Genomic DNA, 12,726 nt, shown 5'->3' on the forward strand with positions numbered 1-12,726 from the left:
GCAGCTTTGCTGGTACCATCGTTTGCGGAGGGGAAGAGCAAACTCCTCCCCTCCATTCGTATGCTGGGAGGAAGATCAGCTGATCGGATCGAGAACGGTGGGCCAGGCCTCCTTGTTGGTCTTGATGGCTTCGAGAAGCTTCTCCTCGCCGGTGCGGCGGGCGATCTTCTTCCATTCGGCCTCGGTGTCGACCATCGCCTGCTCGGGGGTCTTGGCCTTGGTCAGCGCGGCAACGAGGTTCTCGTCCAGCGCATTGTGGAAGGCGGTGGCGCCGGGATAGTTGATGGTCGGCACGGTGCGGGCGACCGTCTCGCGCACCACATCCATGTGGTAGGCGTGATAGGTCTGGCGGACCAGCGGGTCGGAGAAATCCGACAACCGGAACGGATCGAAATAGCCGCCCGGATTGGCGGTCATCCAGGCATAGATGCGGCTCGAACCGAGCCACTGCAGGAACAGGTAGCAGGCCTCCGGATTCTTGGCCTGCGACGAGACCGAGGCCGACAGATTGAGCCACAGCACCGAGCGGCTGATCAGCTTGCCGTCGATCTCGCGGCCGGGCGGCAGCATCGAGCCGATCTTGCCGGTGACGGCTGAATCCTTGTTGCCGGCATTGTCCAAAAATTTCGGCAGGTTGGAGAAGGCGCAGGTCATCGCGGCGCCGCCCTTGGCAAAATTTCCGTACTGCTCCGGCCAGCCCCAAGAGATCGCATCCGGCGAATGGTGGGCCAGCGAGGCGATGTACTCGTTAACAGCGGCAATGCCTTGCTGCGAATTGATCAGCGGCTTGCCGGTATCGTCGAACAGGAACTGATTTGGCGAAGCCATTGAAACATAACGCTGATACCAGTTGGTGTAGCCCCAGCCCTGGTTGCGCAGATCGGTCGAACCGAACAGGCCCTTGTCCGGGCGATGGAAGAAGGCGGCGATCTCGTCATGCTGCTTCCAGGTCTTCGGCGGCGCCAGTTCATAGCCATGCTTGTCGGAGAAGGCTTTCTTCTCGGCCGCGTCGCCGAACAGATCGGTGCGATAGACCCAAGTCTGGAAATCGCCGTCCAGCGACACGCCATAGGTCGAGCCGCGATACTGGTTGAGCAGCGAGACGCCCTTGGCGCCGTCGACATAGCCGCGCTCGGGGTCGTCCCATTCCGGCTTGTACTGGGCGACGAAGTCGTCGAGCTTCAGGATGCCGCCGGTTTCGGCGAGGTCGCCGAGACGGTTCCATTCCACCGCGTAGATGTCATAGGCGCCACCCTTGGTGGAGATGTCCTGCATCGTCTTGGTGAATTCCTGGCCGTTCGGCACGCCGACGATCTCGATCGGAATGCCGGTTTCCTTCTCCCACAGATCCTTGATCGAGGGCGCGCCGGCGGGAAATTGCTGCGTCAGTTGGCCGATCGAGCCGTCGGACAGGCCAAGCACGATCTTGGCCGGGGCCTTGCCGGCCCCCTTCATCGCCTTGGCCGCCTCGATGGCGCGGCCTTCCGGCGTGTCGGGCCCATATTGATAGCGCTCCGAGCCGTCGAAGCCGGTCGGGCCGCCGATCATGCCCGGCGCCAGCGCATCGGCCGCGTAGGCGCGGCTGGGGCGGATGAATTTCGGTGCGATACCTGCGGCGGCAACAAGCACGGCCGCCTTTCCACCGGACGCCAGCAGACGGCGCCGCGACATGCGGATCATATCAGACATTGGAAGTCCTCCCTCGAGGGCCTTGTTCCTCCACGGCCCTCATGATGGATATTGACGGCAGTATGGGAAGGCTGTCAACATCATAAATAATCAAAACACGTCATAACATCGCAATTGAGGGGAGAGGATGCAGTCCAGCGAGGTCAGCCAACGGCACCTAGTGCTTGAATTTGAGGGAGCGAGTGCCGCGCCGATCCTTTTCGGCCCGGCTCGACGAATTTGGTGTAGCGCGCCGGCTTGCGCATCGGCTCAGGCCGGATACATCATTTCCCATCAGAATCGCGGATGGCATGAAGCCGTCGTCCGGCATTCGAACCATTGAGCGCGCGATTTTGATGCGCGTAGCGCGCAAGCAGTGAGGTGATCGACTGTGCGGTCCACCCTGACAGACATAGCCCGGGAAGCCGGCGTTTCAGCCGCGACGGTCGATCGTGTGCTCAACAACCGCGCCGGGGTCAGGGCGCGCACCCGCGAGGTCGTGCTGGAAACGGCGCAGCGGCTGGGCTACATCGCTGAGAATTCGAACAGCCCGACCACGCGCCACGCGCTGTCCGGTGATGTGATACGGCTCGACTTCGCCCTGCCCGCCGGCACCAATTCCTTCATCAAGATGCTGCACCGGCACATCGAGGCGCAGGCGCAATCGCGGCCAGACCTCGATGTTCGCGTCGCCACGATCGAAGGCTTCAATCCCGACCGGCTTGCCCGCCTGCTGCAGGAATTGCGCGGCCAGACGCAGGGCGTCGGCGTCATCGCGCTCGATCACCCGACGGTCCGCGAGGCGATCCGTTCGCTGTCGGCCAGCGGCGTCAAGGTCGTCACCATAGCGTCCGACATCCTGCACGTGCCGAGGGTCGCCTATATCGGCATCGACAACCGCGCCGCCGGCCGGCTCGCCGGCTATCTGCTCAACCGCTTCATGGGCGCCGGTCGTCCGGGCAAGGTCGCGCTGTTCGCCGGCTCGCTCTCCTATCGCGGCCATGAGGAACGCGAGATGGGGTTCCGCCACATATTGACGGAAGAATCGCCCAATCTGCAGATCGTCGAGATGCGCGAGATGCTCGACGACCGGGAAAAGGCCTATGCGGAGGCCTCCGCCCTGCTGGACCGGCATCCGGACCTGGCCGCGATCTACAATGTCGGCGCCGGCAACACCGGCATCGCCCGCGCGCTCAAGGAGCGAGGGCGGGCGCTGTCGACCGTGTTTCTCGGCCATGAAGTGACCGAAGGCACCAAGGAGCTTTTGCTCGACGGCACGCTCGATGCAGTGATCGACCAGAACCCGCGCGTCGAGGCCCGCGAAGCGCTCAACACCTTGACCCACGCGATCAGGGGCTTGCCCTACGAGTTGCACCAGCCGAGGCTGCAGGTGATCTTCAGGGAAAGCATCCCGGAGATCTGAACGGAAGGGTCCCGGGATTACCCGGGAAAGAGAGCCAGCAGGTGCAGGCTGTGGCGCTGCGGCGATCAAGGTAATCTTGAGCTCAATGCGTGCGGACTGTTGTCTTCGGGACGACGACGACCGGGATCGCCTCCGCATGGCCGACCGGCTCAGCGTTCGGCTGGTTCGCGGCGGAAGCAGCTGCCGCCAGGATCGTTCGCGAACACTGGCGCGGCACGCTCGGGCTTGGCCGCGACGAGACGCTGGCGGCGGCCCACTGGCGACGTGGCACGGCAGGACTGATGGCCGGCTGAAAAAGACTGTTTTGATGGCGAATGCAACGCAGGCGATCCCCCTCTCCCCGTTCTTCACGGGGAGAGGGTAAGGGTGAGGGGCAGCGCGAACGTTGAGTAGAAATTCCGACGCTGGTGCTGCCCCTTATCTGCCTGCCGGCATCTTCTCCCCGTGGAAAACGGGGAGAAGGGGCTAGCCGCGACTCGACGCGACAATTCCCAATCACTCACTTTAGATCATTGCCCAATATTGACGATCGCCCGGTCATCCTCGCCGAGGCCGATCGCGATCCGGTCGCCGGAGACAATGCCCGATATGTCGCAGACGACCAGCGGCATGCTGATTTCGTAGAGGAACTCGGCGACGATGGCGCCGACGGCCAGGATCGGATCGGGCCGCTGCAGGATGATGCCGGCCGGCGCCGTGCCCCGGCGGATCGCCTCGGCCAGGACCGAAGACGAGGACGACGATCCCCGCCCGGATGCCATCACCAGGATCTTGCCGGCGAGGTTGCCGCCCGGGTGCGAACGGTCGATGATGTCGCCCGTTTCGGCATCGACGCCGCCCCAGAAGCTGAGCGCATGCGACAGCACCAGCGCCGATCCCTGCGCCTCGCCGGCATGCTGGAACGTGCCAACTCTGTTCAAGGCTCGACTGTCCTGTTGGCTCATCGCGCGCCTCGCACGACGCGGCCGGCAGCGGCCGAGCGAACGCAGTCTGCCAGGTCGCCGAAGGCCACTGTCACGCCGATATTGCCGGGCGCATAGTGCGCAAATTTGCCGGAATTGGTCATCACCACGCCGTCGAGACGCTCGAGCACAGAGGTGACATAAGTGCAGGTATCGGTAACCGGAATGAGGTTGAACTTTTGCGCATCGTCCAGTTCGCCCTCGTCCTGCAATCTCTTGTAAGTGGCGCGCCCGGTGTTGACGTAGATCGGGATGCCCCTGCCCGGCGCCACCTCGCGCAGCAGCGGCAAAAGGCGCATCCACTCCTCGTGCGAAAAATGCGGCGTGCCGAGCGATACGGCCGCAAGCGGCGCTCCGTCGGGGACGCTCGACAGTTTTGCCAGCGCCTGGTCGATGTCGGCGCGACAGATCCGGATCGTCGCCTCCGGCGCCACGCCGCGAAATGCCTCGTCGAGCGTCCTTGCTTCCGGCGTGATGCCGACCGCATGAAACAGCGCCACCGCACCCGTCGTTGCCGCCGCCGCGCCAAGCGCCTTCAGCTGGTCCTCGTCGCGCGGCTGCGGCAGGCCCGATATCACAGGAATGCGGTCGCCACTCGCTTGCCCGATGACCAGCCCGACGCCGACGAACAGGGCATCGGCAGGTTCGAAAGAACCGGTCAGCTCGAACAGGATCTGGCCGCGCCGATTATCGGTCAAATGCAGTCCCCAGGCCGGCGCGCGGCCGGTCATCGCGCAGCACAGATCGATGAAATCGCCATAGCGGTTGGTCCGCGCACCGATCACCGAATTGGCAAAGACGATGGCGTTGGACTCGCCCCAGGCGATCTGCTCGCCAAAGCCCGGCCGGAACCGCGTCTGATAGGGCGCGCAGGTGAAGGTCGCCAGGCAGCCGAGTTTTAGATGCGCCTTCATCAGCCGCCGCGCCGGCACCTCTTGCGCGGCCGGCATCTTCACCAGCCCGGGATGGATGAGGTCGAAGGAACCGACATTGAGTGTTGTTGGCACGCGGACGCGGCCGCCGCCCTCGACCAGCCTTTCGACGAAATCGAGGCTGGCCTGGCCGTGATAGAGGCAGCCGTCGATATGCGCGCCGGCAATGTCCAACAATTTGCGCGCGCCGACGGCGTTGGAAAAGGCGACCAGTATCTTCATCGCTGCGGCCACGGCCCGGCCGTCCTCGCCGCCGAGCATCGACTGGTCGCCCGCACTGAGTTCAAGCGTCATCGGGTGTTCCGCTTTCCCGCACTATGCCCGACCATGCTCTCACTGATTGCGGCCCGCCTGGCAAGATCAGTTTGCCGCGATCAGCACCGTGCTCTCCGGCGACCAGCGCAGCACCACTTTTTGCCCCTCCGCCAACCTTTCAACGCCGGTGTTCTGCACGATGACCTTGAGCGTTTGCCCGTCGCGATCGACGAAATAGGTGCTGTTGTTGCCGGCGAAGATGCGCTTGGATACTTGGCCGCGGAGCATATTGGCGTTCGGATCGGACGTCCCCGAATCGGTGGCGATGCGGATGCGTTCGGGCCGCACCGCGCAGCTGGCCTTGGCGCCGGCGGCAAGCGTCGCGCCTGCCCCGGCGGCAATCGCCGTGCCGTCCTGCAGCCGGATGCCGGCGCCGGTGCTCTCGCCGCGAAAAATGTTGGCGTCGCCGAGGAAGGTGGCGGCGAACTCGCTCTTCGGCCTGTCGTAGATCTCCTCGGGCGGCCCCTCCTGCACCAGCCTGCCGTCACGCAGGATGCCGATGCGGTCGCTCATCGTCAGCGCTTCTTCCTGGTCGTGGGTGACGAAGATGGTGGTGATGCCGATCTCGCGCTGGATGCGCTTCAGCTCGGTCTGCATGTCGACGCGCAGCGCCTTGTCGAGCGCCCCCAGCGGCTCGTCGAGCAGAAGCACGCGCGGCTTGGTGACGATGGCGCGGGCCAGTGCGACGCGCTGGCGCTGGCCGCCCGACAGCTGGTGTGGGCGGCGGCCGCCGAGCTTGCCGAGCTGCACCAGGTCGAGCGCGCGCTGCACCTCGCTGGCTATCGTTGCCTTGGCTTGCCCGCGCACCGACAGGCCGAAGGCGACATTGTCGGCGACGCTCATATTGGGAAACAGCGCATAGTTCTGGAACACCATGCCGATGCGCCGCTTCTCGACCGGCACCCGCTCGACGTTCTCGCCGCCGATGGCGATGCGGCCGGAGTCGGGGAAATCGAAGCCGGCGATCTGGCGCAGGAGCGTGGTCTTGCCGCTGCCCGACGGCCCGAGCAGCGCGTAGAAACCGCCGTCGGCGAAATCGATCGAGACATCGTCCAGCGCCTTGTGCGCGCCAAAACTGCGCGACAAATTCGCTACCTGCACGCCGGCCATTATTTCTCTCCGCCGAATTTGAAGAATTTTGCCGTGAGCAGCATCAGCGCCATCGAGACGACGATGATGATCGTCGAGACGGCATTGATCTCCGGCGTGAAACCCTTGCGGATCGCGGCGTAGATCTCGACCGGCAAGGTCGTCTGGCCCGGCGTCGACAGGAAGTACGAGACCACGAACTGGTCGAACGACACGGCGAAGGCGAACAGCCCGCCGGCGATGACGCCCGGCATGATCCAGGGCAGCGTGACCCGCGAAGTCACCTGCCACTGGTTGGCGCCGAGCGATCGCGCCGCCTCTTCCAGCTCCGGCGCAAAGGTCTGCAGCCGGGCTGAGACGACGACGATGACATAGGGCAGCGCCAGCGCCACATGGCCGAGCAGGATCGCGAACAGCCCACGGCCGATGCCGACGCCGAAGAAGAAGATCAGCATCGCCGTGCCGGTGATCAGCCACGGAATGGCGATCGGTGGAAACAGCAGCGCTTGCAGGACTTTCTTGCCGCGAAATTCATGGCGATAGAGCGCCAGCGATGCCGCCGAGCCGAGCACCGTGGAGATGATGGTGGTGATGATGGCGATCTCCACGCTGTTCCAGGTGGCCGAGATCAGCTGGTCGTTCTGCCACAACGACGCGTACCACTCGGTCGTCCATTCGAACGGCAACTGGTAGAAGGGCGAGACGTTGAACGACATCAGCGCCATGATGATGATCGGGAGGTAGAGAAAGGCGAGCAGCAGCCAGATGTAGAGGCGCCCACACCATTCCAGGATACGCGTCGTCGCCATCACGCGGCCCTCTTCAACACCGGCGACGCCAATGCCAGGATGACCAGCACGACGGCCAGCAGGATAAAGGACAGCGCCGCACCCAGCGGCCAGTTGAACACGGCGACGAACTGGTCCTCGATGACCGTGCCGTAGAAAGTGCCGGTGCGGCCACCGAGAATACGCGGTTCCATGAAGGAGCCGACGACGGGAACGAAGATCAGTGCCGCACCGGCGACCAGCCCCGGCATCGACAGCGGAATGATCACCCGTTTCAGCATTTGCAGCCGCGAGGCGCCGAGCGAGCGCCCTGCCTCGATCAGCGAATCGTCGATGGCCTGCAGCGTCAGGTAACAGGTCAGCACTATGTAGGGCACGTAGGAGTGGACCAGGCCGATGATGACGGCCGGATAGGAATACATCAGGTCGATGTTGATCTTGAACGGCAGCACGGCGTTGAGTGCGGTGTCGAGAATGCCGCCCTCGCGCAGCACCATCGCCCAGGAGAAGATGCGCACCAGGCCGTTCGACCAGAACGGCAGGATGACGAGCAGGAAGATCGCCTCGCGGCTGCGTCCCCTAAACACCTTGGCCAGCACATAGGCCGCGGGATAGCCGATGACGACGCACCACAGCGTCACCTCGAGCCCGAGCCTGAGCGAGGCCAGCAGCAGCGTCCGGTAGAGGCCTTGCGCAAAGAAGGTGGCATAATTGTCCAGCGTGAACGACCACGCCTTTCCCGACAGCGGCAGCTCGGTCATGAAGGAGAAAAACACCATGGCCGACAGCGGCAAGAAGATCGCCACCGTCAGCCAGAGATAGGCCGGCACAAGCAGCGGCAAAGCCGATCGCAATCCGCTCCTCGAACCGGTTGCGACCTGTCCAGCCATATGTTCCTCCCGAAAGCTTGCCGTTACTTTCACCCCGCCCGTTACTTCACATTGACCTTCAGCTCCTGCCACAGCGCCAGATAAGCCTCGCGCTGCGCGTCGCTGATCGGCGCCTGGAACTGGATGCGCTTGGCGACGTCGGGGTCGCCCATCACCTTGCGGTTGAAGGCGTCTTCGGGAAGGGTGGCGACCGCCTTGGCGTTGGCCGACACCGGCGCGCCGACCTTGGTGACCCATTCGACGTAGAATTTCGGGTCGATCATGTAGTTGATGAAGGCCTCGGCGCCGGCGACGTTTTTGGAACCGACCGGGATGGAGAAGGCGTCGAGCCAGGCGACGGCGCCTTCCCTGGGGATGACCAGCGAGACCGGCAGCTTGAAATGCGTCTTGGCGCGGTCGGCCGAGCCGCTCCAATAAGTGCCGATGTCGATCTGATTGGAGGCGACCATCTGGTTCCAGTCGTTTTCCGAGCTCCAGAACGTCTTGATCTGCGGCATCAGCGAGGCCAGCTTCGCCTTGACCGCCTCCATATCCTTGATGTCGTTGATGTTCTGGCCGGTGGCGATGGCGCCGAACTGGACCGCCTCGACCGCGTCGTCGCGGATGGTGACGCGGCCCTTATGCGCCTCGTTCCACATCTCGGCGATGCTGGTCGGCGGCGTGTCGAAGGCTTTCTCGTTGATGGCGAGCGCGGTCAAGCCCCACACCCATGGCACGCCATAGACCTTGCCATCGCGGGCGAGCATCGGCGAGCCTGCCTTGTCCGCGCTGATGTCGGCATAGTTGGGGATTTTTGAGACGTCGATCGGCTGGATCAGCTTTTCCGCCATCGCCTGGTCGTTGAAGGCGGCGTTGATCATGACGACGTCGTAGAGGCCGGGATTGGTCCTCAGCTTGGTCAGCATTTCCTGTTCGGAATTGAAAAAATCGTTGACGACCTTGTTGCCGGTCGCCTTCTCGAAAGCGGCGATGGCCCAGGGCTCGTCGGCGCCGTAGCCCTTCCAGTTGAGCACATGCACCTCGTCGGCGCTGGCGACCAGTGCGGAAGCGAAGACGGCGGTTGCCGTCAGAAAAGCAGTCAGTTTGGGCATGCGCATGTTCGTTCCTCTCATTGTTTGCCCGGTTGGCGGGCTTGTTGCGTCATTTAGGCTGTCATAAATGGGCCTTTTGCTTCCGGCCGTGCACGGATCGATCGTCATGGCTGAGGAATGTCTGGATCTCCTCGTCGGTCGGCGCCGACGATCCGCCATGGCGGGTGACCGAGAGCGCCGCCGCCGCATTGGCGTAACTTGCCGCTTCGAAGGGCGGCACGCCGCGCGACAGCGCGCTGACGAAGGCGCCGATATGGGTGTCGCCGGCGCCGTTGGTATCGACGGCGGCGACCTTGAAACCGCGCACGGCCTGCGCGGTGCCGTCAGCCAGTCGCACGAAGCAGCCTTCCGCCCCGGCGCGGATGATGACCGCCTCGGCGGTCGGGCAGTGATTGGAAAGAAGCCGGGCGGCAATGGCCTCGACAGCGCCGGGGCCGACGATCTCGCCCGCTTCCGTTGTGTTGCAGCTCAGCCAGTTCGTGCGCGCCAGCACCCGGTCGAGAATAGCGCGCGGAATCTCCGATATGACAGGCGTCGGATCGAAGACGAAGGGAATTTCCGCCGGCAGCGCCTCGATCCAGTCGGCCAGCGCGTCGCGGCTCCCGACATAGCTCAGCGTATAGCCGGAGGCGAACACCCAATCATCAGGCGCAACCCGGACGGCCGCCATCATGCCGAGGCTGAGCACGCTCTCGGCGCCAGGCCATGACACGAAGGTGCGCTCGGCGTCGCCGCTGATCATGGCGACGCAATTGCCGCTGTCCATCAAAGGCGATGGGTGCGTCAGCGTTGCGATGCCCTCGGCGGCAAAAGCGGCACGCAGGAAATCGCCATTCGGTCCGCTGCCGAGCTGGCCGCCGAAGACGACCTTCATGCCGGTGCGACTGGCCGCAACCATCATGTTGAAGCCGCCGCCGGCGACCTGGGCAAAGCTCGATGCGGTCTTTTCGGTGCCGGGCGCCGGCAAGGCGTCGATGCGGTAGACATAGTCGACCACCGCGCTGCCGACATGGACGAGACGCCCGCTCATGTCAGGCTGAGCTCCGCTCATGCCGCCGCATCCTTGGCCGCGCTGCTTTTCGCCATCCGCGCCGCGACCAGGTCGGCGGCGAGCGCGTGCACCTGCGCCATGTCGAGGCCTCTGAGCCGGGCGATGTATTCCCTTGGCAATCGGCAAAAGCCGGCGCAGGCGCCTGCCATGCCGGCGGCGATGGCGCCGATCGTGTCGGTGTCGCCGCCGAGATTGGCGCTGATGACGGCCGCCCGCCAGGGATCGCCGCCGGCGATTTCCAGCACGGCGAAGGCCGCCGGAACCGATTCCTGGCTGGCGACGCCGGTGCCGACCAGGTCGACGATCAGCCGGATGCCGTCGGTGACGGCCTTGCCGTGAACCAGGCCCCTCGCCCAGTCGATGCGCGCGGCGATATCGCCGCCGCTGGTCCAGTGACCGTGTTCTGCGCCCTGCCTGGCCGCCACGACCGCGCGATCCAAGGCGGCGCGCCAATCGCCGCCGGCAACGCCACAGCTGACGGCGGCGGCAACGGCAGCCGCCGCGGCAATGGCGATCGAGGTGTTGTGCGTGGCGCGGCAGGTTTCCGCAACCTTGGCGACCAGCGCGCCGAGCGGCTCCGGCGGCATCATGATGCCGACCGGCGCGATGCGCATCGCCGCGCCATTGGTGTCGCCGCTGCGCCCAGCCTCCTCGGCCGGCACGCCGTCATTGATGGCGTCGATGGCGCGCTTGGTCGAAGGTCCGAGCAGATCGTAGCTGCCGCGCGCCTTGACCTCGCGCTCCCAGTCGAGCAGCGCCTTGACCCAGCGCGTGTGGTCGAAGCCGTCGCCTGAAGCGACCAGGATGCGGCCGAGCAGCAGCGCCTGTTCGGTGTCGTCGGTGACAGTGCCGGCGGACAGGCCCTTCGACACCGGATGGTCGGCGGCGGGCGCGACGAAACCCTCGACAGGACCGTAGAGCTCGACGATGCGGGCCGGCGACAAAAGCTGCGTCGGCATGCCGAGCGCATCGCCCAGCGCCCCGCCGACAAGCGCACCCATCGCCCGGTCGATCGCCGCGGCCATCTCCATGCTCAGAACTCCAGGTGAAGCGCGAAATGCGCCGGATTGAGCAGGCTGGTGACATATTCGATGGCGCGGCCATCGGCGGCGCGCGTCAGGCGCCGCGTGCGCAGGAACGGCGCGTCCGGCGCGCAGTCGAGAATGGCCGCGTCCTCGGCGCTCAGCATCTCGATATCGACCCACTCCTCGCCGTGATCGGGGACAAGCCCCGCCGCGCGCAGCGTCTGGTGCAGCGAGCCCTCGCGCAGGCCGCGCAGCGGCACGTCCTCCAGTTCGGGCGACAGCGGCAGGCGGCTGCGCTCGATCGAGATAGCGTGGCCGTCATCGGCGTTTGAGCGCACCCGGTCGACGGCGATGAAGAACGGGCTTTCGACGCCGAGTGTGGCGGCGAGCTCGGCATCCTGCATGACTTCGAGCCTGAGCGTGCGCGTCTCGGCATTGGCGCCGGCATTGGCCAGTGCCCGCGACCAGCCGACGGCGTCGTCGACCGGCATGCCGTCGAAGGTGACGAACGAGCCGATGCCGACCTTGGTGGTGATCAGCCCGCGGCTCGACAGTTCCTCGAGACCCTTGCGGATGGTGTTGCGGCTGACGGAGAAGCGCTGGACAAGCTCGTTCTCGCTCTGCAGGCGGTCGCCGAAGCCGAGCACGCCGGAGCGAATCTCGTGCTCGAGGACGGTGGCGATCCGTTCCGGCTTGCCGGTTCCGGGAGACGACAGGGTCGTGCGACGCGCCATGGAATACCTGTTCAGTAAACCTGTATAATCCTGTTCAATAACGGGATAGGCAAGCCATGTCAACGGCTCGCGGCCGGCACGTTTTTGGGTTCCCGGCATGCCGGGCAAGATTGCCCTGCTGATCACGACGGCCCCTCCCGATCACGACGGCCCCTCCTGGTCACGACGGTTGGTCGCAGGCTGCAATTTTATGGGAACCTCCACCACCCCCGAGCGGTTTTTTCTGTAGTCGCGATGCGGCGACGACCGAAAAAATGGAGACAAATGGAGGCAAATCATGCTTACGAAGTTACTCGCGGCGTCCGTGCTCGGCGCTGGTCTGGCCACGTCTGCGATGGCCCAGAGCACAGCCGACCCAGCCGACACAGAGGCTGGCATGGCTCCCGGCAGCGGCAGGAGCGTCGTCATCGACCCGGCCCCGGTCGATCCGACCTTGGCTGAGCCGGATACGGTCGATACCGGGATTACCGGCAGCATCATTGCCGGCCCCGACGGCACGAATTCCAATGCCGATCGGAACTGCCCGCCAAGCCCGCAGGGCGCCATGCCTGATGCCACGCACAAGGCTCCCGGCACGGTTTCACCCACCGTCAACGACAGGCACTGCGGCCAGTAGCCGAGATCGATTTCGGGACCAGCGGGTGGGGGGGGGGCGGGGGGGGGGGGGCGCCGCCCGGGGGGGCGTTGGTCGGCGAGGTGGTGGAAGGGAGATCTGCGCGCCACGGAGAATCGCTGGCCTGAAGCCACCCCACGGAGGG

Annotated in this window: 13 protein-coding genes; 3 read left to right on the plus strand and 10 right to left on the minus strand. The window is 65.0% G+C overall.

Annotation, left to right across the window (positions count from 1 at the left end; translation table 11 throughout):
- Positions 1-75 precede the first annotated feature (75 nt).
- Entirely contained in the window at positions 76-1,689 is a 1,614-nt protein-coding gene (locus AC0L3D_RS17720) for an extracellular solute-binding protein (RefSeq protein ID WP_128247698.1), read from the minus strand.
- Positions 1,690-2,059: 370 nt separating this feature from the next.
- Between AC0L3D_RS17720 and AC0L3D_RS17725 the strand changes: the two genes are divergently transcribed.
- Both AC0L3D_RS17725 and AC0L3D_RS17730 read left to right on the plus strand, forming a co-directional pair.
- Complete coding sequence (locus AC0L3D_RS17725) at positions 2,060-3,091, plus strand: LacI family DNA-binding transcriptional regulator (RefSeq protein WP_128170201.1); 1,032 nt, start codon at positions 2,060-2,062, stop codon at positions 3,089-3,091.
- A gap of 89 nt (positions 3,092-3,180) precedes the next feature.
- Positions 3,181-3,384, plus strand: coding sequence for an SIP domain-containing protein (locus AC0L3D_RS17730; protein WP_473628114.1), 204 nt, complete (start codon positions 3,181-3,183; stop codon positions 3,382-3,384).
- A gap of 216 nt (positions 3,385-3,600) precedes the next feature.
- Here AC0L3D_RS17730 and AC0L3D_RS17735 read toward each other — a convergent pair whose 3' ends face one another.
- The 9 genes from AC0L3D_RS17735 to AC0L3D_RS17775 all read right to left on the minus strand — a co-directional run bounded on the left by AC0L3D_RS17735 (position 3,601) and on the right by AC0L3D_RS17775 (position 11,968).
- Entirely contained in the window at positions 3,601-4,035 is a 435-nt protein-coding gene (locus tag AC0L3D_RS17735; RefSeq protein WP_473645195.1) for an aconitase X swivel domain-containing protein, read from the minus strand.
- Positions 4,032-5,279: an aconitase X gene (locus AC0L3D_RS17740; RefSeq protein ID WP_473645197.1), complete on the minus strand. Its 1,248-nt coding sequence runs from the start codon at positions 5,277-5,279 to the stop codon at positions 4,032-4,034. The genes AC0L3D_RS17735 and AC0L3D_RS17740 overlap by 4 nt, the downstream gene beginning before the upstream one ends.
- A 66-nt stretch (positions 5,280-5,345) precedes the next feature.
- Positions 5,346-6,410 (minus strand): ABC transporter ATP-binding protein, encoded by a 1,065-nt coding sequence (locus AC0L3D_RS17745; RefSeq protein ID WP_473645199.1) that lies wholly within the window; start codon positions 6,408-6,410, stop codon positions 5,346-5,348.
- Entirely contained in the window at positions 6,410-7,198 is a 789-nt protein-coding gene (locus AC0L3D_RS17750) for an ABC transporter permease (RefSeq protein ID WP_023798617.1), read from the minus strand. The genes AC0L3D_RS17745 and AC0L3D_RS17750 overlap by 1 nt, the downstream gene beginning before the upstream one ends.
- The gene (locus tag AC0L3D_RS17755; protein ID WP_023798616.1) at positions 7,198-8,067 is read right to left on the minus strand and encodes an ABC transporter permease; all 870 of its coding nucleotides are present in this window, start codon (positions 8,065-8,067) and stop codon (positions 7,198-7,200) included. Before AC0L3D_RS17755 ends, AC0L3D_RS17750 begins: the two co-directional genes overlap by 1 nt.
- Positions 8,068-8,108: 41 nt before the next feature.
- Positions 8,109-9,164 carry an ABC transporter substrate-binding protein gene (locus tag AC0L3D_RS17760; protein ID WP_473645201.1) on the minus strand — a complete coding sequence of 352 codons (1,056 nt, stop codon included), beginning with the start codon at positions 9,162-9,164 and terminating at the stop codon, positions 8,109-8,111.
- Positions 9,165-9,219: 55 nt separating this feature from the next.
- A complete protein-coding gene (locus tag AC0L3D_RS17765) occupies positions 9,220-10,188 on the minus strand; it encodes a PfkB family carbohydrate kinase (RefSeq protein ID WP_473645213.1) in 969 nt (322 codons plus the stop codon).
- 17 nt (positions 10,189-10,205) lie between these two features.
- Positions 10,206-11,240 carry an ADP-ribosylglycohydrolase family protein gene (locus tag AC0L3D_RS17770; protein ID WP_473645203.1) on the minus strand — a complete coding sequence of 345 codons (1,035 nt, stop codon included), beginning with the start codon at positions 11,238-11,240 and terminating at the stop codon, positions 10,206-10,208.
- Positions 11,241-11,242: 2 nt separating this feature from the next.
- Entirely contained in the window at positions 11,243-11,968 is a 726-nt protein-coding gene (locus AC0L3D_RS17775; protein WP_287250382.1) for a GntR family transcriptional regulator, read from the minus strand.
- Positions 11,969-12,245: 277 nt separating this feature from the next.
- Here AC0L3D_RS17775 and AC0L3D_RS17780 point away from each other — a divergent pair, with 277 nt between their 5' ends.
- Positions 12,246-12,584: a hypothetical protein gene (locus tag AC0L3D_RS17780; protein ID WP_473628105.1), complete on the plus strand. Its 339-nt coding sequence runs from the start codon at positions 12,246-12,248 to the stop codon at positions 12,582-12,584.
- The last annotated feature ends 142 nt before the right edge of the window (positions 12,585-12,726 follow it).

This window comes from Mesorhizobium sp. WSM4837, assembly GCF_055811435.1.

Coding starts and splice junctions, on each gene's coding strand:
- AC0L3D_RS17770 (WP_473645203.1), bottom strand. CDS start 11,240: ATGGAGATGGCCGCGGCGATCGACCGGGCGATGGGTGCGCTTGTCGGC.
- AC0L3D_RS17750 (WP_023798617.1), bottom strand. CDS start 7,198: ATGGCGACGACGCGTATCCTGGAATGGTGTGGGCGCCTCTACATCTGG.
- AC0L3D_RS17755 (WP_023798616.1), bottom strand. CDS start 8,067: ATGGCTGGACAGGTCGCAACCGGTTCGAGGAGCGGATTGCGATCGGCT.
- AC0L3D_RS17760 (WP_473645201.1), bottom strand. CDS start 9,164: ATGCGCATGCCCAAACTGACTGCTTTTCTGACGGCAACCGCCGTCTTC.
- AC0L3D_RS17740 (WP_473645197.1), bottom strand. CDS start 5,279: ATGACGCTTGAACTCAGTGCGGGCGACCAGTCGATGCTCGGCGGCGAG.
- AC0L3D_RS17780 (WP_473628105.1), top strand. CDS start 12,246: ATGCTTACGAAGTTACTCGCGGCGTCCGTGCTCGGCGCTGGTCTGGCC.
- AC0L3D_RS17735 (WP_473645195.1), bottom strand. CDS start 4,035: ATGAGCCAACAGGACAGTCGAGCCTTGAACAGAGTTGGCACGTTCCAG.
- AC0L3D_RS17775 (WP_287250382.1), bottom strand. CDS start 11,968: ATGGCGCGTCGCACGACCCTGTCGTCTCCCGGAACCGGCAAGCCGGAA.
- AC0L3D_RS17765 (WP_473645213.1), bottom strand. CDS start 10,188: ATGAGCGGGCGTCTCGTCCATGTCGGCAGCGCGGTGGTCGACTATGTC.
- AC0L3D_RS17720 (WP_128247698.1), bottom strand. CDS start 1,689: ATGTCTGATATGATCCGCATGTCGCGGCGCCGTCTGCTGGCGTCCGGT.
- AC0L3D_RS17745 (WP_473645199.1), bottom strand. CDS start 6,410: ATGGCCGGCGTGCAGGTAGCGAATTTGTCGCGCAGTTTTGGCGCGCAC.